This is a genomic window from Bacillus sp. LNXM12-1 (assembly GCF_003004375.1).
Classification (GTDB): domain Bacteria; phylum Bacillota; class Bacilli; order Bacillales; family Bacillaceae; genus Bacillus.
Genome location: NZ_PVWX01000007.1, coordinates 20,606 through 39,881, shown reverse-complemented (window position 1 = coordinate 39,881; position 19,276 = coordinate 20,606). Strand labels below are relative to the sequence as shown.

At 42.6% G+C, this 19,276-nt stretch carries 18 protein-coding genes and 2 tRNA genes; all 20 read right to left on the bottom strand.

Features of this window, described 5'->3' with window-relative positions; all coding sequences use genetic code 11:
* Positions 1–58: 58 nt before the first annotated feature.
* The 20 genes from C6Y07_RS18550 to spoVG all read right to left on the bottom strand — a co-directional run bounded on the left by C6Y07_RS18550 (position 59) and on the right by spoVG (position 19,197).
* Positions 59–1,066, bottom strand: coding sequence for a protein kinase domain-containing protein (locus tag C6Y07_RS18550; protein WP_034665743.1), 1,008 nt, complete (start codon positions 1,064–1,066; stop codon positions 59–61).
* Positions 1,050–1,787: a vWA domain-containing protein gene (locus C6Y07_RS18545; protein WP_066031448.1), complete on the bottom strand. Its 738-nt coding sequence runs from the start codon at positions 1,785–1,787 to the stop codon at positions 1,050–1,052. Before C6Y07_RS18545 ends, C6Y07_RS18550 begins: the two co-directional genes overlap by 17 nt.
* A gap of 77 nt (positions 1,788–1,864) precedes the next feature.
* Positions 1,865–4,348, bottom strand: a complete 2,484-nt coding sequence (gene spoIIE, locus C6Y07_RS18540; RefSeq protein WP_066031449.1) for a stage II sporulation protein E — start codon at positions 4,346–4,348, stop codon at positions 1,865–1,867.
* 203 nt (positions 4,349–4,551) lie between these two features.
* Positions 4,552–4,623: transfer RNA gene (locus tag C6Y07_RS18535), tRNA-Glu, on the bottom strand.
* A gap of 26 nt (positions 4,624–4,649) precedes the next feature.
* Positions 4,650–4,723, bottom strand: a tRNA-Met gene (locus C6Y07_RS18530).
* Between the two features lie 177 nt (positions 4,724–4,900).
* Positions 4,901–5,299: a S1 domain-containing RNA-binding protein gene (locus C6Y07_RS18525; RefSeq protein ID WP_003217901.1), complete on the bottom strand. Its 399-nt coding sequence runs from the start codon at positions 5,297–5,299 to the stop codon at positions 4,901–4,903.
* Positions 5,300–5,381: 82 nt separating this feature from the next.
* Positions 5,382–5,756, bottom strand: coding sequence for an FtsB family cell division protein (locus C6Y07_RS18520; RefSeq protein ID WP_003217952.1), 375 nt, complete (start codon positions 5,754–5,756; stop codon positions 5,382–5,384).
* 18 nt (positions 5,757–5,774) lie between these two features.
* Positions 5,775–6,413, bottom strand: coding sequence for a spore cortex biosynthesis protein YabQ (gene yabQ, locus C6Y07_RS18515; protein ID WP_060595359.1), 639 nt, complete (start codon positions 6,411–6,413; stop codon positions 5,775–5,777).
* Positions 6,410–6,718: a sporulation protein YabP gene (gene yabP / locus C6Y07_RS18510; protein WP_034665732.1), complete on the bottom strand. Its 309-nt coding sequence runs from the start codon at positions 6,716–6,718 to the stop codon at positions 6,410–6,412. Before yabP ends, yabQ begins: the two co-directional genes overlap by 4 nt.
* Positions 6,719–6,792: 74 nt before the next feature.
* A complete protein-coding gene (locus tag C6Y07_RS18505) occupies positions 6,793–7,053 on the bottom strand; it encodes an RNA-binding S4 domain-containing protein (protein WP_008341839.1) in 261 nt (86 codons plus the stop codon).
* The gene (gene yabN, locus C6Y07_RS18500; RefSeq protein ID WP_106157166.1) at positions 7,050–8,534 is read right to left on the bottom strand and encodes a bifunctional methyltransferase/pyrophosphohydrolase YabN; all 1,485 of its coding nucleotides are present in this window, start codon (positions 8,532–8,534) and stop codon (positions 7,050–7,052) included. Before yabN ends, C6Y07_RS18505 begins: the two co-directional genes overlap by 4 nt.
* Positions 8,524–10,128, bottom strand: coding sequence for a putative polysaccharide biosynthesis protein (locus C6Y07_RS18495; protein ID WP_066031451.1), 1,605 nt, complete (start codon positions 10,126–10,128; stop codon positions 8,524–8,526). The genes yabN and C6Y07_RS18495 overlap by 11 nt, the downstream gene beginning before the upstream one ends.
* Positions 10,129–10,320: 192 nt before the next feature.
* Positions 10,321–10,857 carry a stage V sporulation protein T gene (gene spoVT / locus C6Y07_RS18490; RefSeq protein WP_003217990.1) on the bottom strand — a complete coding sequence of 179 codons (537 nt, stop codon included), beginning with the start codon at positions 10,855–10,857 and terminating at the stop codon, positions 10,321–10,323.
* A 139-nt stretch (positions 10,858–10,996) separates the two neighbouring features.
* Entirely contained in the window at positions 10,997–14,530 is a 3,534-nt protein-coding gene (gene mfd, locus C6Y07_RS18485) for a transcription-repair coupling factor (protein WP_066031452.1), read from the bottom strand.
* Between the two features lie 67 nt (positions 14,531–14,597).
* Complete coding sequence (gene fin / locus C6Y07_RS18480) at positions 14,598–14,828, bottom strand: anti-sigma-F factor Fin (protein ID WP_003217967.1); 231 nt, start codon at positions 14,826–14,828, stop codon at positions 14,598–14,600.
* Between the two features lie 55 nt (positions 14,829–14,883).
* A complete protein-coding gene (gene pth, locus C6Y07_RS18475; protein WP_012008658.1) occupies positions 14,884–15,450 on the bottom strand; it encodes an aminoacyl-tRNA hydrolase in 567 nt (188 codons plus the stop codon).
* A 140-nt stretch (positions 15,451–15,590) separates the two neighbouring features.
* Positions 15,591–16,217, bottom strand: coding sequence for a 50S ribosomal protein L25/general stress protein Ctc (locus C6Y07_RS18470; RefSeq protein ID WP_060595355.1), 627 nt, complete (start codon positions 16,215–16,217; stop codon positions 15,591–15,593).
* A 137-nt stretch (positions 16,218–16,354) separates the two neighbouring features.
* On the bottom strand, positions 16,355–17,308 hold the full coding sequence (locus C6Y07_RS18465; protein WP_060595354.1) for a ribose-phosphate diphosphokinase: 954 nt from the start codon (positions 17,306–17,308) through the stop codon (positions 16,355–16,357).
* Positions 17,309–17,330: 22 nt separating this feature from the next.
* On the bottom strand, positions 17,331–18,701 hold the full coding sequence (gene glmU / locus C6Y07_RS18460; RefSeq protein WP_106048782.1) for a bifunctional UDP-N-acetylglucosamine diphosphorylase/glucosamine-1-phosphate N-acetyltransferase GlmU: 1,371 nt from the start codon (positions 18,699–18,701) through the stop codon (positions 17,331–17,333).
* 199 nt (positions 18,702–18,900) lie between these two features.
* Positions 18,901–19,197 (bottom strand): septation regulator SpoVG, encoded by a 297-nt coding sequence (spoVG, locus tag C6Y07_RS18455; protein ID WP_034324487.1) that lies wholly within the window; start codon positions 19,195–19,197, stop codon positions 18,901–18,903.
* Positions 19,198–19,276 lie beyond the last annotated feature (79 nt).

The window sequence follows — 19,276 nt, the reverse complement described above, 5'->3', positions numbered from 1 at the left end:
ACATATCCTATCACTTTCAGTAGCTCCAAGCAAAGATGAAGCCTGCTTTTTTACAGGTCTATAGCAGGAACAAAACTACATATGCACAGTAAAGAGCAAGTACACTGCACACGATCAGAACAGTTTCAAAAAGCCCGCCTGATTTTTTGCGTACTGGTGTTCTTTTTGCTGCTGCAACTCTCGACCGTGAAGTCACCTGTTGATTTTGTTGAACAGCGGGCTTTTGCCCGTTTTTTTGCTGCTGCTTCTTTTGACTCGCTTTTCTTGAAGCGATCAGCTGTCCTTCTTTCAGCATCGCACTCTTCATAGCCGCCGCTGATTGATATTTACCTTGTAGAGCAGCCTTTAACACCCTTTCATAACGCTTTAATAAAGGATGTCCTTCAATCGCTCTGTAAAGCTGCTTTTCCGGTTCTGCTCCTTTTTTGAATTCTTTCTTATACGCACAATTCACCATCACCATACTTAAGGCAAACAGATCATAGGATGGCTCTGCCTTTCTTGTGCCGAATCCCCAATAGCCTCGATCAAAAAACTCTGTATACTCCTTGATTGCCCTGCCTGCTTTTGTCGTTCCCCCTACATCAATGCACCGGATCGCGGCTGGGGGACCTGACACGATGAGATTATCTGGCTTCAAGTCACCAAAAATCCAGCCTTCCTGATGTAAATGAGCCAGGTTAGATAAAAGCTGAACCATTAAAACGACGATCCACTCATCACCTTTTTGTTTTACAAATTCAAGCAGTAACGGGCCTCTGACATACTCCATCACATAAAAGGAACGCTTTTGAAGCATACCGGGATAAATCGCATCATCCATATCATAAAAAGAAGGCCCCATGGTTTTCACAGGAGCCTTAGAAAAGGATTTTAATACATTGACTTCAGATGCAATGAGCATACTGTCATCACTCACTTTAAGGGCTACTTGACCATTTGGCGATTCGGCTAGATAGACAATACCGTTCGCCCCTTTTCCCAGCTCTTTTACAATGCGGTAATGATGGTGATGCCATTTCCCTTGAATCACCGTGCCTAACGGAATGTTAGAAGCCGAATTCATTATCATGCTCTTCCTTTGCTTCAAGCAGCCCTTTACGCGAACGAACTGATTTGAAATGCTGGAGTGCTTCTCGAAGCGCTGGTCCAGTTGGAGTAATTCCTCCCGTGGTCAGTTTCGGGAAAATAGATGATAACGAATCGAATCGAGGCGTCCAATTCAACACAATTTCAGCATCTGAGTTTTTCCCGGGAAATATACACATCCCAAACTGATTTTCACCAATCCTTGAATTTAAGCTAATAGAAAGATCGATGAGTGCTTCTTTAACGGTCGGCAGCTTCGGTTTCATACTTGCACTTGTATCAACAAGCACAAGTACTTGAAGATGAACCGTCTCTCCTAACTCATCGACTACTTCCATCACTTCCCCACGCTTATCAGGCGGAAGCTCTTCAATTTCAGTGTCTTTGCCAAGTATTTGCTGCAATTCTTTATTCACAACACCTTGTAAGGTTTGTGTCATCGCTTTTTTTGTGACCATTTGTACCGTTTGAGATAACTGCTGGACGTAGACAACCTGATGGATGCCTCCGCCTGCGAGGGCAATCCCCTCGACTTCTTTCATCGCTTCATGATCGTGTCTGTTTTCCTCCATAATGCCAATGACATTGACTGTAATCCCTTGTTCCCTTGCCAATGAGGCAATCGCAAGTGGATCTTCCCCGTGATTTGAGCAGCCATCTGTAATCAATAAGATTTGGTTTACGTGACCTTTTCGCATCTTCATTCCTCCTGGGATCGTAACTGAATGCTTTATATCCCCATCATCGCCAGAAGAAATTCATATTATACGATATTTTAAGAAATCTCTTGTTTCTCAAGATAGAATGTACCAGTCGGAATGGATGCCCATTTTGGTGTGTTGTGATCAAGCCTGATGACAACAACCGTCATATCGTCGTCAATTTGACCCGCTCTTGTTCGAATGACCTCTTCCATTAATAAATCAGCAATCTCTTGCGGATCTTCTGTTTTAAAGCTTTTCATTTTGCGCTTCACCCACAGATCATGATTTTCAATATGCTTTGGTCCTTCGAAAATGCCATCACTCATCATAATCAGCAGATCTCCTGCCTTCATCTGTTCACTCACTACCTCCACTTCAAATTCATCAATAATCCCAATTGGTAAGTTGCTCGCTTGTACCTTCATCACCTGATCACCCCGTTTAATAAAGCTGGGTGTTGAACCAATCTTGAGGAACTTACAGCTCGCATCCTGTAAATCAATAATTGATAAATCTAATGTAGAATAGATTTCATCCGTCGTTCGTAAAGATAAAATACTATTAATGGTTTTGATTGCCACTTTTTCATTGATACCTGACGCCAATATTTTTTCTAACAGCTTAATCGTTTCATTGCTTTCAAAATGAGCCCTTGCTCCATTGCCCATTCCATCACTAATAGCTGCGGCATATTTGCCCGCACCCAGCTCCATCATGCTGTAGCTATCCCCAGACACTAACCCTCCGCCTTTCGCTGCATGCGCTACGCCTGTAGCCACTCGATATGATTTTGCAGAGCCGAATACAACGTGGCAATAGCCTGTTGGGTGCTCTGCACACTGCTCTGCTTTGACTAAAATCTGTTCTTCTAAAATATCTGAGAGCATGGGAGCGATGATTTTTTCACATTCACCATGTCCTTGGCAATATGGGATTCTCATTTCAATATCGACATTCCCCTGCTCCAAGCTATAAATTTCTACTTGCTGAATTTCAATCCCAAAGTGCTGAAGTGCTTCTATCATCTGCTCTTCTTGAATAAAATGCTGTTCTCTTTCTCGTTTTATTTCCCGGGAAAAATCCTCCATCACTTGTGAGACCCCCATCAGCTGTTCGGCTACAAGTCGTCTGCTGTCTTGGACCTTTTTCTTCAGAGTCTGGTTGGCTTTATAGTAAGCGATCTCCTCTTCAATCAATTCCTCGACATGTTTTGATTTTGAGCAGTGCTGGCTAAATTTCTTCTTCAATTTCCGGTTATGCTCGTAGGTTTTTTCATCAGATTCATGCATAACTTGTTTCATCAGTTCATAGGTTGTATCAAAGTTCTGCACCCAGCATTTATTTTTCTTATAGCACGTTTGACAGGATCGTTCTGTGATCGTACTTAAAAAAAGATCTACATCCTCTTCCTGCTTCTTTTCTTCAGGAATGGATTCGTAAAATGTCGCAAAACTCTCAGACAGCGCATGAAATACATTAGAAAATTGGTCTACCTTTTTTGCTGTCACATCCCGTACTTTCCGGGCGTATTGCTGCTGTTCTTGTACATGCTCTACCGTACCAGGAATATATTTCGCTACCTTAGAGGTCACTGATTGTGGCGTGAGTAAGAAGAGCGCAACTGCAATAAGTGATTCATACAGCGTGGTCACAAGACCTGCTGATCCTTCTCCGTATAGGGAAATAAGTAAGGAACCCACAATTAAGCCAATGGCTGCGCCTGCTTTCTTCCCCTCTTTCAGCAATCCCCCTAATAAGCCTGAAAAGGCAAGAAGACTCATCTGATAAAGGTTTCCGATGTTAGCGAGACCGAGAATTAATCCTGTCACGACACCCACCGTACAACCAATACTTGCTCCTCCAATAAAGGCAAAGCTCAGCACTACATAACGTGACAAAATATGCTCTGCCTGCATCCCTTGAAATGTGATACCAGCCAGACCTGTTAAAACTGAGGCAATTAAAATCATAAAGCAAATAATTTCTTCAACCTTTAAGGAGTGTTTGATTTTCCTGACTGTAAAAATCGGCAGGCTTTGAAGGAAAATCAGTGTCAAAATGAAGGCAAGTCCTGCTTCAACACCCGCCATGACGTAATCGTAGCTTTGCATAGCACCTTGCTCTAGGTAAACAAATGCTCCTCGGGTGATCAGCATTGACAGCACAATGACAACCGGCAATGTTTTCACTGGGTCTTTGATGATGAAAGAAACCACCTTGGACATAAGGAGAAACACGATCAACGACGCAAACACAAACAATGCGTTTTGAGGTGATATCGTCATGGCTCCAGCGAGTAAAGCGAGACAAGCAAGCATGGCCTTATCTCTTTTGATAAGCAGCATGGAGCCGAAGAAAGGCAGAGCAAACGGCATAATTTCAGATAAAATAAAGGCTCGTCCTAATAAAAAACCAAGTACAACATAAATAAACCCTTTATAGAAAAAAAGAGAATGCGTGTGATGAAGAAACAGGTTTTTCATCTTTTTTAACCCTGCACTGATTCTTTCAAACCCCGCTCCTGTTAAATCAGTTCTTCTTTCTAGTTTTTCCATCTTTTCATCCCCCACCTGATATTCGTTGCTTGTCATTATAGCGAAGGTGAAAAAGAAATTTTGTCAAAAGAAGTTGTCGTTTCCATAAAACGTTCGACGCTTTATTCGTCAAAGAGGCATACTTTCATGAAAGTCGATGTCTTTCATCAGAATTTTACGAAGACACAAAAAAACAGCCTTCCTAAAGAAAGCTGTTTTGAAGATGACCCGTACGGGATTCGAACCCGTGTTACCGCCGTGAAAGGGCGGTGTCTTAACCGCTTGACCAACGGGCCTTGCTTTTATGTTCTACTAAAAAGGATAGCGGCGGAGGGGATCGAACCCCCGACCTCACGGGTATGAACCGTACGCTCTAGCCAGCTGAGCTACACCGCCATAATAAAAATGCGCTAAGAAGCACAAGATCTATAATACAAAGGAATCGCTTGTCCGTCAATAGGAAGTTCTAAATTAAATGAAGAAATCTCAAAAAATGTCGTATGGATCAAGAAAAAAAGCACCTGCGGACAGCAGGTGCTTTGTTGTGAAAGATATATAGAAAGCAGCAACAAGTTAACCTCTTCTTGCTCCGCGTCCCCCACGTTTTGATTCCGTGTTACGTTTTAAAGATGTTAAGCGGTCTTCACTATCTTTTAAGAATTTGTTCATTTTTTGCTCAAACGATTCCTTCGGACGGAAATCATTTCTGCTCGGTCTTGATTGTTGTTGTTGAGGACGATCTTTTGCTTTTTTAATGGACAAGCCGATTTTACCGTCTTTTTCAACGTTAATCACTTTCACTTCAACTTGTTCACCGACTTTTAAATGCTCATTAATATCTTTTACATAGTTATCGGCTACCTCACTGATATGAACGAGACCAGTTGAACCGCCTGGCAACTCCACAAAAGCTCCAAAATTTGTAATGCCCGTAACTTTCCCTTGTAACTTGCTGCCAACTTCAATCGACATAAAAAAAGTGCTCCTCCTTAGACTTATAAAAAAATCTCATTTGTTCAATTATACATAAACTGAATTTTAAGTGTCAACAAGGCTAATCGCTCTTATTGCCCACATCAAAGATTTTTTCGCCTTTTTTGGACATATAATAGTCTCGTCGTGCCAGTTCGAGTACGTATTCTTTGCTTTTCAGCTTTTTAATTTCATCAGAAATATCTTCCTGCTTTGTTTGTAATTGCTTCAATTCTTTTTCAAGCGCAACCTTCTTCTCTTCTTTTTCCTTTAATGAGGACGATTGCGACCAGAGGGCACTTGTCACCAAGACAGCAAACATGAGCACAATCACACCAAACACGGTAAGCCTTCTAAGGAGTCCACGGCGTTTGCGTTTTAAGCGCTGTGCTTGCTGTTCCATTTGTTTTTGGTAATCATTTTGAATTTGTGCGATATTTCTTTTTCTCTTGTTCAAGGTTGAAGGCCTCCTCTCTTACTTTGTCCAGAATTGTTTCCATTTCGTTTTGATGGTACCAGATAATTTCTTGGTCCCTTGTAAAATTCCTGCTCCTTTAGAGAAAAACAATCTCATTGATGTTCGCCATTTTTCGGGAATCCGATGAATAATGGTCACATTAAGTAACCAGATGAGCGGATAACAAACAATGGACAGCACCTTCCACACGAGCCGAAACGTAAAATGAACAAGACGTAAGAGCAAGTGGAGCAAGAACATAATAGCACTTATAATCAATGTCAGCAGCCAGCGGATTGGCTGGAAGACGATGGACATGACCAGCCGTTTAAGGACGAGAGCGGTCTGATACACACACATCATCATAAACTTGAGAATGTTCATATACAGCTGTTTCATCAATGCCTGATACATCGAAAAACCTAGTGCAACGGCTAGAAAGATATAAAGCCTGAATTCTCCTTCATTTGTCAGCAGCAGGACATAAAAGAATAAGAGGCCCTGTACCAGCCAAAAAAGGAGATCGTGTATAACCAAAAGCCATTTTGCTGTCTTTTCCCGATTCACAAACAGCTTGTACGTATCAAGCGATGCGCCCAGCCAGATGCCCATCGCTACCATCGAAAGCATCGTATAAAACTGGACTGTCAGCGTCATTTAAACAGCTTGCTAAAAAATCCTTTAGCTTTCTCCCCGTGCTGCTCATCTACATAAATTAAGTCAAAGACACGCCCTTTGATCGATACAACGCCTTTTTCGACGTCTAGGTTTTTCATTTGCAGATTTTCTCCACGGATAGCGAGAATCCCCATGACCGTCTCAAGCAGAAATTCTTCATTATCAAAGCTTTCCACCTGTTTGACACCGGTAATATCTAAATGCTTTCTGTTTCGCATTGTGACATTGTGCTCCGCTTCTGATGACAGCTTCGTGCCTTGAGGTTGATTATAATATTGATTCATTTATACATCCCCCATATCTCATACTTGCATTGTTACTGCATTGTATGTGACAGGAGGATCATTTAGAACAAGCCCTATTCTGCTGTTTTTTCTTCTTTTAGCACAGTATACATGCCAGCGGCTTCTTCTTTTTTCGTCGTGTCCTTTAACTCGTTGACTTGAACCGTCACAAGTTTTTGACCAAAACGGATTTGAAGCTCGTCTCCTTCTTTCACGTCAGAGCTGGCTTTCGCCTGTGTGCCGTTAATAGAAATTCTGCCTTGATCAGCTACTTCTTTTGCCAATGTTCTTCTTTTAATTAAACGGGACACTTTTAAAAATTTATCTAGTCTCATGTATGCTCACCTCTTTCTATACGTTTGGCATCGTTCCATAGATCGTCCATTTCCTCTAGCGTTAAGTCATCTAATGAACGTCCCATGTCCTTTGCTTTTTGTTCGATATGCTGAAAGCGACGCATGAATTTTGTGTTGGCGGAAGCGAGTGCCGTTTCAGGCTCTAGCTGATAGAACCTTCCAATGTTGACGAGAACAAACAAAAGATCTCCAAATTCATCTTTCATCTGCTTCGTTGCACTTTCGTCCGGCTTCTCTGCCACTTCAACGAGAAATTCCTGCTTCTCTTCTTCGTATTTGTTCCAAATATCTTTCACATCTGTCCAATCAAAGCCTACTTTGGCGGCTTTCTTTTGGAGCTTATATGCCTTTGTTAGTGCTGGAAGCGTCGCCGGGATGGATTGCAAAATGGAGGCTGCCCGCTCCGGCTTCTCCTGCTGCTTGATTTTTTCCCAGTTGGCGACCACATCTGCTGCTTCAGAAACATTTGTGTCACCAAACACATGGGGATGTCTACGAATCATTTTTTCTGTGACATGCTGGATGACGTCACCAATTGAGAAAAAGCCGTCATCTTCACCAATTTGGGCGTGAAGTAACACCTGCAGCAGCACATCTCCGAGCTCTTCCACCATATGGTCTGGATCATCTTCATCGATCGCTTCAAGCAGTTCATAGCATTCTTCAATTAAATATGGTTTAAGTGACTCATTGGTTTGTTTTTGATCCCATGGACAGCCGCCCGGACCTCTTAATGTACGTATGACGTCACGGAAAGTGTCAAATTGTTGATAAAGCAGCTTTTCATCTTGAATCGGAGGTACATAAACACTCGTTAAGTTATTTATCGACACATCTCGATCAAGTTCAAATAAAGGAACGGCAGTAATCTGTTCCTGACTGCTTCCAGCCGCAGTCACAATATAGACTTCATAATCGTCAGGAAGCTTTTCCATCAGCGTGAGTTTCACATTCGAAGCGGTCAGCTGATCATATACCTGACAAATGAGGACATGCTGGGTCAATTTCAGATCGTCCGCTCTCATATCTCCTGCATCAACGAATTGTAATCCCTCGATTGGGTCAATCTGCAAGGAGTTAAACGTCGCATCCAAAAAGCTTTGTCCACCAGCAACAGACACCTCAATCCCGCGCTCTTGCTGCTGAGAAACTAATAGCTGGACGGTCTTTTCTGCGACAAATGGGTGTCCTGGTACTGCGTACACAATATCCTTTTCCGCAGCCTCTGTAAATAAAATTTCAGTGATTTCCTGATAGACCGAATCAAACTGATCGTGTTTTTCATAAATTTCATCAAAAAAGGTCAGCGATGAGACCTCCTGCATCAACTCTGCGGTAAGCGGATGATCCTGCGTTCTCATAAATACTTCTTTCGCCTGCTTCAGCTGCTTGTATACACCGAGCGTCAGCTGATCCATGTCGCCTGCCCCGAGACCGACGACGGTAATCTTACCTGCCATTTCGATTCCCTCTCATCTGTTTAAAATATAAAATCTTTTCTCCTAATGGAATGAGTCTCCATTCCTCGTCCGTAAATACTTCTAGCTTAAGAATACTATATAAAAAGGCGAAACCACCAATAAAAACTGACGTCAGGCTCTCTAAAACGAAAAAAGGACGTTTTTCAAAGGGAATGACCCAAGAAAACAGTGCCTGATACCCTATTAAGACAATGGCCATGAAAGCAGCCGATAAAAGAATTTTCACTGGGAACAGCTCTCTCAACGAAATCCATCCTTTATGCCTCAAATAAACGGCATTGAGCAGAGCCGCAGCGAGAAAACCACATACGGTTGACCATGCGGCACCGTAGATGCCAAATAGCGGGACAAGTGCAAGCGTTAGTATCCATTTCACCAGCACACTGAGAATCACCACAACAGCCGGATACACAGTATGCCCGAGCCCTTGAAGTAAAGCTGCTTGCGTAATCGCAATCGATGTAAATGCGATGGAAATACAGAATATTTGCAGCGCATCGGTGCCTAAGTCATTACGAAAAAGCATGGTATTGACTGACGCTAGAATACAAATCAGCCCAACTGCTGAACCAATCCCTAAAACCGACGTGGTCTTAAACGATGTACGCACTTTTTGCCTTATCGCTTCATGCTCTCCATTCCTCATGGCCGCCGATAAAAATGGCACAAGAGAGGTTCCGATGCTAATGGCAAACACCGTCCCTAGCTGTAAGAACGGCTGTCCTCGGTCATACACACCTTTTGCCGCTTTTGCCGCGGCTTCACTCAGACCCTCACTGCGCAGCAACGCATACAGATGAAAGGCATCAACCATTTGCATCCATAAAATGAGCAATCCGCTGACACAAATCGTGAATGTATACAGCACCAAACTCTTCAAAACATCCTTTTTCCGAAGTGTCGCCTGTTTGCTTGTCATACTTGCAGCAGGCTGTTTTCGGTATGTCAGCCAAAGAAAAAGAAGTAGTATAAGCGAGGCCGCACTCCCCGCTATGGAGGAGAAGACCGCACCCGCCCCTGTTTCATAAAGCGAATAGCCGCGCCTCACGAAATAGAAGGATAAAACAAGCAGGACGCCTACCCTGATGAGTTGCTCCACCAATTGAGAAATAGCCGTTGGAAGCATCATACCGTCACTCTGAAAAACTCCCCTCAGCATCACGGTAAGCGGAAGAAATAAAAACACGAAAGCACTCATTTGGATGAGCAGGATTAATTGACTGTCCGCCATAAGGCTCGCAATTCTGCCTGCTCCTATGTAAAGACAAAGAAATAAGACCAAGCTCAGTAAAGTGATATAGACCAAGGATACCCTTGTAATGATCCTTCGATTCTCTTCCCCATGCTCACTCAGAAGCTTGGACACCATGACAGGAAACCCTGTGGTGCCGAGCATGATGGCAATGCCAAGGAAGGGATACACTTGCTGATAAATATAAAACCCTGTGTCTCCTACGATGTTCTGGAACGGAACACGATAAACGGCACTTAGTACCTTTGATAACAAGCCTGCGATGGTCAAAATCACCGCACCCTGGAAAAGCCAATGCGGCTGATTCACAGCATTTTTCATGGATGACTCCTTTAAAAATAGATCTACAGTTAAACGCACTCATTATATCATACGTGAATGAAAAGCCGTTTCTTTCTAAGGAGTAGACGGCACATTCCTCGTTTTGTTTCATCCCATATAAAAAACGCCGACAAAATCAAATGATTTCATCGGCATTCTTTCATTTTATCTATATGATATAGAATATTAGACCTAATGTTCCATTTGACGGGCTAAGAAGCCAGCTGCCGTTTCTGCCGCTTTATGCTCCACTTCTCCCATTGAACGCTCTTTAGAAAATAAGACGACGGCGCCAATCGGATCTCCGTTTGCAACAATAGGTGCAATGGTATAAGCAGATACGTCATCATCAATACCATCGACAAGTTGAATTTCTTTTTTGCTTTCTTCTAATACAGAATTACGCTGGTCCATTGTTCGTTCAAGTAAATCACTGATGGATTTGTTTAAGTACTCTTTTTTCGAACTGCCGGATACAGCAATATACGTATCTCGATCACAGATCAGGATGGAATGACCCAAACTGTCGAATAATGCATCAGCATATTCCTTCGCAAAGTCTCCTAGCTCACTAATCGGCGAATATTTCTTCAAAATCACTTCTCCATCGCGGTCGACGAAAATCTCAAGCGGATCTCCTTCCCGGATGCGCAATGTTCTGCGAATCTCCTTCGGAATAACCACTCTACCTAGATCATCGATGCGGCGTACAATTCCAGTTGCTTTCATTCACTGCTGCCTCTCTTTCGTTTGATGATGTGTTGGGTGAATGGAACAAAAGCGTCCACTTTATGCAACATTCACCACTTGACCCTGAGTTTAGTATCCGTCACATCAAACGTAATATACACGAGAGACAAACAAAATTTTATGAAGATGGAATGGTTTCTTTTTTCACTTCTTGAAGGCCTCGAAGCATATTCAGAACGATCTCAAGCCATTCCTCAGTCTTCTTGCCTTTCGTTTGAACAGAAATAATCAGCTTGCTGCCTTCCATTCCCAAGCCTATATCACGACCATATTTACTGCTGAGCGCAAATAATTTTTGACCGTCGATTTCACTGCTTGCTTGCTCTTCAAGAGTAAGCCTGACAATGCCTTTCTCCATCTTGATCAGTTCGACACGTTCCTGCACTGCGTATACTTTCATCGTCGCAATCGTGAACAAGTCCGCCACTTCTTGCGGATATTCACCAAATCGGTCGATCATTTCATCTTGAAGCTCTTTTCGCTCTTCGATTGATCCAATCGCTCTGAACTGTTTATACATCTCGATCTTTTGCTTCCCATCCGAAATGTAAGTGTCCGGGATGTAGGCATCGATTTGCAGATCGATTTCCGGTTCGAATTTATCTTGAGCCGTTGTATCGCCTCTTCTTTCCTCAATGGCTTCTTTCAGCATTTGAGAATAGAGGTCGAATCCAACAGAATCAATGAATCCATGCTGCTGTGCACCAAGTAAATTTCCTGCTCCTCGAATCGTTAAATCACGCATCGCAATTTTAAATCCTGATCCGAGCTCTGTGAATTCTTTAATAGCTTGAAGTCTCTTCTCTGCTACTTCAGACAGAACTTTATCTTTTCGATACGTGAAATAAGCATATGCGACACGATTCGAGCGTCCTACTCGTCCTCTTAGCTGGTACAGCTGAGAAAGCCCCATTTTATCCGCATCGTGGACGATGAGCGTGTTCACATTTGGAATGTCGACTCCCGTTTCAATGATGGTGGTACTGACCAATACATCTGATTCACCTTCAAGGAAATTGATCATCACTGATTCCAGCTCGTTCTCACTCATTTTCCCATGTGCATAGCTGACTTTCGCGTCTGGGACTAGCATGGAGATTTCATCTGCTTTGCGTTCAATATCTTCAACACGGTTGTAAAGAAAGTACACTTGACCGCCGCGTGCTAGTTCTCGCTCAATCGCTTCTCTGACTAAAGCGCCATTGTACTCGACCACATAGGTTTGAACAGGGAAACGGTTTTCAGGCGGTGTCTCAATAACCGATAAATCCCGTACGCCAAGCATAGACATATGCAGCGTACGCGGAATTGGCGTAGCCGTTAATGTCAGTACATCGATATTGGCTTTCATCTGTTTAATTTTCTCTTTATGCGTCACACCAAAACGCTGCTCTTCGTCAATGATCAACAAACCTAAGTCTTTATAGACAATATCTTTAGAAAGCAAACGGTGTGTGCCGATGACCATATCAATCGTTCCGTTTTTCAGCCCTTTTAACGTTTCGGTTGTTTCTTTTCTTGTACGGAAACGACTCAGCTGAGCGATTTTGACAGGGTAGTCTTGGAATCGGTCCATAATCGTGTCAAAATGCTGCTGCGCTAAGATGGTTGTCGGTACAAGCAGAGCAACCTGTTTTCCGTCAGCAATGGCTTTGAAGGCCGCTCGAATCGCCACTTCTGTTTTTCCATATCCCACATCTCCACAAAGTAGGCGGTCCATTGGACGCTCCCGCTCCATGTCTTGTTTGATTTCGTGAATCGAACGGATTTGATCATCTGTTTCCTGGTAAGGGAACGCTGATTCAAACTGGCGCTGCATCTCATGATCAGGCGAGAAGGCATACCCTTTGCTTGCCTCACGTTCCGCATACAGCTTAATGAGATCATCTGCGATGTCCTGTACAGATGTTTCCACTTTTTTCTTCACACGTTTCCAATCGCTGCCGCCTAGTTTGTACAGCTTTGGTTCTTTACCTTCTGATCCGACATACTTCTGCACCTGATCAATTTGTTCAACCGGTACATAAAGCTTGTCGCTTCCTTGATAATGAATATTTAAATAATCTTTATGAATGCCGCCGATTTCAAGCGTTTCAATTCCTAAATACTTACCGATTCCGTGGTTAATGTGCACCACATAATCGCCGACTTGAAGCTCTGAATAGCTCTTAATTCGCTCTGCATTGGTCAGCTTTTGCTTACGTGCCTGCTTCTTCACACGTTTCTTGAAGAGCTCGCCTTCTGTGATCACGGCAATTTTCGATAACGGCAGTTCAAAGCCTGTTTGCAGCTCACCTTGTAAAATATACACCTGTCCGCTTACAAGCTCGGCGTCCGGCTTGGCAAGAGCGGCTTCAATGTCATAATCATGTAAGACAGAAGATAGTTTATCTGTCCGCTCTTCATCCGCACCTAAGAAGACAACTGTGTATTGTTGTTTTTTGTAGCGTTCAATTTCACTCGCAAGCACATTCATCTGCCCGTGGAAATTCTGCATTTGCTTACTAGATACATTGACGATATTTTGCGGATTTGTCTGCTGGACATGTCTCAGAAACAAGGAGTAGTACAGAATAGACCGCGATTGCTGATTGATTAGTTGTTGGAACGGGAAAGAAAGGGATAAATCATGAAGGATATTACCTTCTTCAAGCAGGCTAATTGTCCAATCAGCTTCTTCCTGTTCAAGCTGTTCTTCCATCTCCTGAATTCTGCTAATTTCATCTAAAATAATAATCGTTTCCTGTGATGTGTAATCTAGCAAACTAGCAGGCTTTACATAGAAATAGGACAGGTACTTCGTCATTTCCTGTGTCACGATACCTTCTAGCAGCTTCTCTCGATCAGCAGAAATATGTTGATGAAGCAGTTCTTTTTGCTGGTCTGAGTTAAATTTCTTTAAGCTCTTCGCAAGTCCTTGATCAAGCTGTTCAATGGCTCTCACTCGTTCAGAACCTCTCACAATCAGCTCTTTTGCGGGACCGATTTTAATCTCTTGAAGTGTTTCTAATGAACGCTGTGTATCTGAGTGGAACGTTCGAATCGAGTCTACTTCTGTATCAAACAGCTCAATACGGATCGGATGATCTTCCGTTAACGAATAAATATCAATGATTCCTCCGCGCACACTAAAATCTCCGGGCGCAGCAACCATCGACGTCCGGTCATAACCGATTTGTACAAGTTGTTTTGAAAACGCCTCCAAATCAATTTCTTCACCGAGCTTTAAATGGATCTGACTCTCCTTCCAGAGCTCAACTGGCGGAAGCATTCTGCGCACCGCTGCAGCCGGTGTGACGATAATGGGGTTTTCTCCATTCGCCAGCCGGTTCAGAACATCTAGACGCTGTGCTCTGAGCTCAGGGCTGGCAACGGCAATTTCTGAAGCAATGAGTTCATTAACAGGATAAAGAAGGACCGAGCGATCTGAAATCACACTGGCAAGATCATCTGTTACCTTCTGCGCTTGATACAAGTTGTGAGTCACAATAAACATCGGCCGCTTAAGTTCGTCTGATATAGCGGCTGTAAATAAAGATCTGACGGAGCCTGATAGTCCGGCGAGCAGCTGTTCTTTTAACCCTTCCTTTAGCCCATTAAAAATGGACTGAAAATCATCACTTTGTTTGATAAATGATTGTATATTTTTCATTTGGCTCCTCCTCCCTGCTTGTTTAAAACAGAAAAACGCTTTGGTCTATTATCTACACCAAAGCTTTTTATTGAATAAAGGTATGATACTGATGGTAATCAGGATTTCTTTCGAGCGCCTCTTGGCAATCCTCACAAATGGTTTGTACATGTAAATCACCATTTTCCCTATAAGAAATCATATCGTTTCTTTCCTCATTTGTTAAGTGATGAAATCCAAGTGCTTCACTTTGAACAGCGGATTCATCTAGACTGCCAACCTTTACACCACAGTGCCGGCAGTAATAATGCAAAGCCATACGTGATCCTCCCATGCTGAGATTTTATAATCAGTATGTGCTTTGCTTATCATTCTTATACCTTCTTGTTAAAATCATTCATCACTTCTAAAAATGGCTTTGTTAAAGCCGCCTCGCAAGCTTCGACAGACGCCTGAATGGCTGATGCAATGTCAGGCTGCTCCTCTTCAGAAAAGCGTCCTAGCACGTAATCGACGACCTTCATGCCATTTTGAGGACGTCCAATGCCGATACGGAATCGGTCAAACTCAGGTGACCCTAAATGCTGAATCAACGATTTGATTCCATTATGTCCGCCTGCACTTCCTTTTGTACGCAAACGAATCCGCCCAGTTGGCAAATCAAGATCATCATAGATGACTTTCAAATGTTCAAGTGGAATATCATAGTAATCCATTAGCGGACGCACGCATTCTCCTGATAAGTTCATATATGTAAGCGGCTTTACAAGTAGAACCTTTTGCCCTGAAACAAACCCTGTTCCAAATTGTCCATGGAATTTTGATTGATTTAAGGGGATGTCCCATTTTTTCGATAATTCATCTATTGTCATAAACCCGACATTATGTCTTGTTTTTTCATATTCTTTTCCTGGATTACCTAATCCAACGAATGCAATCATGAAACCAATAACCTCCTTTGTCACAAAGCACACGCCTAAAAAATGAGCCAATAGGATTGCCCCATGTAAAAACGTATGAATTCTTTTCATTCTAGCACAAAAGACGCAACCGCGGGAGGGTTACGTCTCTAAATGACCAGTTATTCTCCATCGTTATCCTTTTCTTTAATGGCCTCAGGTTCTTTTGGTTCCTCTTCGCTATCTGGCTCAGGAACCTCTGATTGCTGAGGCGGCAAAATGGATGCAACGACTTCTTCTGGATCGTTATTCACTTGATATGATGACTGAACAGACAAATCAGCGACTGTTAGGACATCATTTACTTCTAAGTTTGTAATATCTGCTTCAATATGCTGCGGGATATCTTTTGGTTTCGCTGTAATGGATAGTTCAAATAGTGGCTGCTGGAGCACACCGCCATCTTTTACCCCTTTAGATTCGCCAATCAGCTGGACAGGTACATCTGCTTCAATTTCACGCTGTAAGTCGACCACTTGGAAATCTGCATGGACAAGCTCATTTTTCAGCGGATCTGTTTGTAATTCTGTGACCATCACGGATTTTGTTTCACCGTTCACGTCTAATGTGATGATTGTATTCTTTCCTTCATCACGTAAGGTCTTTAATAAATCGATGCTGTCTAGTGAAACAGCCAGGTTGTCTGTATTTTTTCCGTATATGACACCAGGAACGTGTCCTGAATGACGGATTTTTTGCAGTGTGGAACGTTTGAAATCAGTTCTTTTATTTGCTTTTAAAGTTGCCATATTCAGCACCATCCTATTTCATTTTTGTCACTACTCTCATAATTACCCATAAGCGAATCATTTTAAACCTATTTGCTCTGAATGATGACAGCAAAAAGACCCCAAGCTGATGCCTAGGGCCTTTTTTAATCAGAAAATTAGCTAAAAAGGTAGCTCACAGATTCTTCTTCATGTACACGGATGATGGCTTCTGCAAGCAAAGGCCCAACTGAAAGCGGAATGAATTTTTCAACTTTCTTGTCATCTGTTAAATGAATACTGTTTGTCACAACCAATTCTTTTATTTTAGAATTTGTGATACGTTCTACTGCTGGTCCAGACAATACTGGGTGAGTACAGCAAGCATATACTTCAGCCGCTCCATTTTCCACAAGTGCATTTGCAGCAAGTGTAATGGTACCAGCCGTATCAATGATATCATCGATGAGAATCGCCGTTTTGCCTTCAATGTTACCAATGATGTTCATCACTTCAGCAACATTTGGCTTCGGACGACGTTTGTCGATAATAGCGATTGGCGCTTTCAGGCGGTCTGCCATTTTACGCGCACGTGTCACACCACCGTGGTCTGGAGACACAACGACGATATCCTTCAAGTTTTTCTGTTCGAAATAGTTTGTTAAGATTGGCACAGCCATTAAGTTATCGATTGGAATATCAAAGAAACCTTGGATCTGCGGCGCATGAAGATCAAGTGCAATGACACGAGTAGCACCTGCTGTCTCAAGTAAGTTCGCAAAAAGCTTCGCAGTGATTGGCTCACGAGGTTTTGCCTTACGATCTTGACGTGCATATCCGTAATAAGGGATCACAATATTGACCGTTTTCGCAGAAGCGCGTTTTAGTGCATCCACCATAATGAGCAGTTCCATAATGTGCTCATTGACTGGCGCACTCGTTGATTGAATGACATAACAATCACAGCCGCGAATACTTTCTTCAATATTGATTTGGACTTCACCGTCACTAAAGCGTTTAACAGAGCTCTTTCCTACATCAACTCCGATACGATCGGCAATTTCTTTAGCAAGTTCAGGGTTTGAATTCAAAGAGAATATCTTTAAATTCGCATCAGCATAACGATTAGACATGGTAAACCTCCGGGTATTTGGATTATTTTTTATGAATATTTTTCACATAATCTTCTTTATTGACTTGTCTTGCTCTAGCAATAGACAATGCATCCTGCGGTACATTTTCTGTAACCGTTGAACCAGCTGCAACATATGCCCCTTTTCCGACAGTGACTGGTGCTACGAGATTTGAATTACAGCCAATAAAAGCGCCATCTTCAATCTTCGTTAAGAATTTGTTCTTCCCATCATAGTTGACTGTAATAGATCCACAGCCAAGGTTTACATCAGTTCCGACCTCTGCATCTCCAATATAGCTTAGATGAGATGCTTTGCTGCGGTCACCGAAAACCGTTTTCTTGATTTCGACAAAATTCCCGATCTTCACTTCATCGCCAATTTTCGACAACGGGCGAATATGAGCAAACGGCCCAATTGTCACATCGACTCCAACCTCACTATCGCAGACGACAGATTGCTTAATCACTGTGCGATCTCCGACGATGCTGTCAACAATTTCAGTGTTTGGCCCAATAGTAGCGTCTGCACCGATTTTTACATTCCCTTTGATGACCGTCCCAGGATAAATGATTGTATCTTCACCGATGACAGCATCTGGTGAAATATACGTGTTCTCAGGATCAATCAAGGTCACACCATTCTTCATATGCTGATGATTAATACGTCGCTTCATGAATTGCTCTGCTTGTGATAGAGCGATACGATCATTGACTCCAAGTGTTTCTTCAAAATGCGGTGTTTGATATGCTGCAACCGTTTGCCCTTCATTCTTTAAAATTTCAATGACGTCTGGCAAATAGTATTCACCCTGTGCATTTTCATTCGATACTTGCTCAATCACACGGAAGAGATCTTCATTTGAAAAACAATAGGTCCCTGTATTAATTTCATTCACTTGACGTTCCGCATCATTCGCATCTTTATGCTCCACAATTTTCACGACAGCACCGGTTTCGTCACGAATAATACGACCATAACCTGTCGGGTCATCCGCATGTGCAGTTAAAATAGTGACTTTCGCTTGATGTTTTTGATGCTCGCTCAACATAGCTTCCATTGTTTCCGCTGTCAATAATGGCGTATCACCACAAATGACAATGGTTGTTCCCTTTTCCTGCGCAAGGAACGACTTTGCTTGTTTGACGGCATGTGCTGTTCCCAGCTGTTCTTCTTGAAGTGCATACTCACTTCTGTCTCCAAGCTGCTCTTTGACGTTCTCTGCTCCATGACCGACGATCGTCACTAGCTTGGCTAAAGAAAGCTTTAACGCTTCATCTGCCACATGCTCGACCATTGGCTTTCCGCAAACTGGATGAAGTACTTTGTATAGCTTTGACTTCATTCTCGTTCCTTTTCCCGCTGCTAAAATCACTGCGAACCGCTTATCCATTGATTGGCCTCCAATATCCCTATTATCCATAGAAAAATATATCCTAAATAAGGACTGATTTCAAGGATACAAGAGGAAGTGCAATAATTTTCTAATGGATGAAAGACATAAGAAACAAGAGAAAAAACGCAAAAAAGACAGCATTTAAAAGAAAACATTCCATTTTCTCTTAAAGCTGTCTTTTTGGATTCACATATGATTAAGAAGCTCCAGCTTCTTCATATTCAATTGTTTCTTCCTCTTCGCCTAAGCGATGATATTCATTTAATACAGCATCTTGGATTTTACCCCGAGTACCTGAATTAATTGGGTGTGCAATATCGCGAAACTCTCCATCAGGCGTGCGTTTGCTAGGCATTGCCACAAACAACCCATTGTTTCCATCAATCACACGAATATCATGAACAACAAATTCGTGGTCCAGCGTGATGGATGCAATCGCCCTCATGCGACCATCGGTATTCACGCGGCGTAATCTTACGTCAGTAACTTCCACAGTAGTTCACCACCTTTTCCCAATATAAAAGCATTACTTAGGTATTCAACGATTGTGGTGATTCTCCTGCTCTTTTTTT

What these genes read in the sequence shown, in the direction of transcription:
- C6Y07_RS18525 (WP_003217901.1), bottom strand. Translation starts at nt 5,299, where the DNA reads ATGTCGATTGAAGTTGGCAGCAAGTTACAAGGGAAAGTTACGGGCATT.
- C6Y07_RS18550 (WP_034665743.1), bottom strand. Translation starts at nt 1,066, where the DNA reads ATGAATTCGGCTTCTAACATTCCGTTAGGCACGGTGATTCAAGGGAAA.
- yabQ (WP_060595359.1), bottom strand. Translation starts at nt 6,413, where the DNA reads ATGACGCTGACAGTCCAGTTTTATACGATGCTTTCGATGGTAGCGATG.
- C6Y07_RS18465 (WP_060595354.1), bottom strand. Translation starts at nt 17,308, where the DNA reads ATGTCTAATCGTTATGCTGATGCGAATTTAAAGATATTCTCTTTGAAT.
- C6Y07_RS18470 (WP_060595355.1), bottom strand. Translation starts at nt 16,217, where the DNA reads ATGGCAACTTTAAAAGCAAATAAAAGAACTGATTTCAAACGTTCCACA.
- fin (WP_003217967.1), bottom strand. Translation starts at nt 14,828, where the DNA reads ATGGCTTTGCATTATTACTGCCGGCACTGTGGTGTAAAGGTTGGCAGT.
- spoVT (WP_003217990.1), bottom strand. Translation starts at nt 10,857, where the DNA reads ATGAAAGCAACTGGAATTGTACGCCGCATCGATGATCTAGGTAGAGTG.
- yabN (WP_106157166.1), bottom strand. Translation starts at nt 8,534, where the DNA reads ATGGCAGGTAAGATTACCGTCGTCGGTCTCGGGGCAGGCGACATGGAT.
- pth (WP_012008658.1), bottom strand. Translation starts at nt 15,450, where the DNA reads ATGATTGCATTCGTTGGATTAGGTAATCCAGGAAAAGAATATGAAAAA.
- yabP (WP_034665732.1), bottom strand. Translation starts at nt 6,718, where the DNA reads ATGAATCAATATTATAATCAACCTCAAGGCACGAAGCTGTCATCAGAA.
- spoIIE (WP_066031449.1), bottom strand. Translation starts at nt 4,348, where the DNA reads ATGGAAAAACTAGAAAGAAGAACTGATTTAACAGGAGCGGGGTTTGAA.
- C6Y07_RS18495 (WP_066031451.1), bottom strand. Translation starts at nt 10,128, where the DNA reads ATGAAAAATGCTGTGAATCAGCCGCATTGGCTTTTCCAGGGTGCGGTG.
- C6Y07_RS18505 (WP_008341839.1), bottom strand. Translation starts at nt 7,053, where the DNA reads ATGAGACTAGATAAATTTTTAAAAGTGTCCCGTTTAATTAAAAGAAGA.
- mfd (WP_066031452.1), bottom strand. Translation starts at nt 14,530, where the DNA reads ATGAAAAATATACAATCATTTATCAAACAAAGTGATGATTTTCAGTCC.
- C6Y07_RS18545 (WP_066031448.1), bottom strand. Translation starts at nt 1,787, where the DNA reads ATGCGAAAAGGTCACGTAAACCAAATCTTATTGATTACAGATGGCTGC.
- glmU (WP_106048782.1), bottom strand. Translation starts at nt 18,701, where the DNA reads ATGGATAAGCGGTTCGCAGTGATTTTAGCAGCGGGAAAAGGAACGAGA.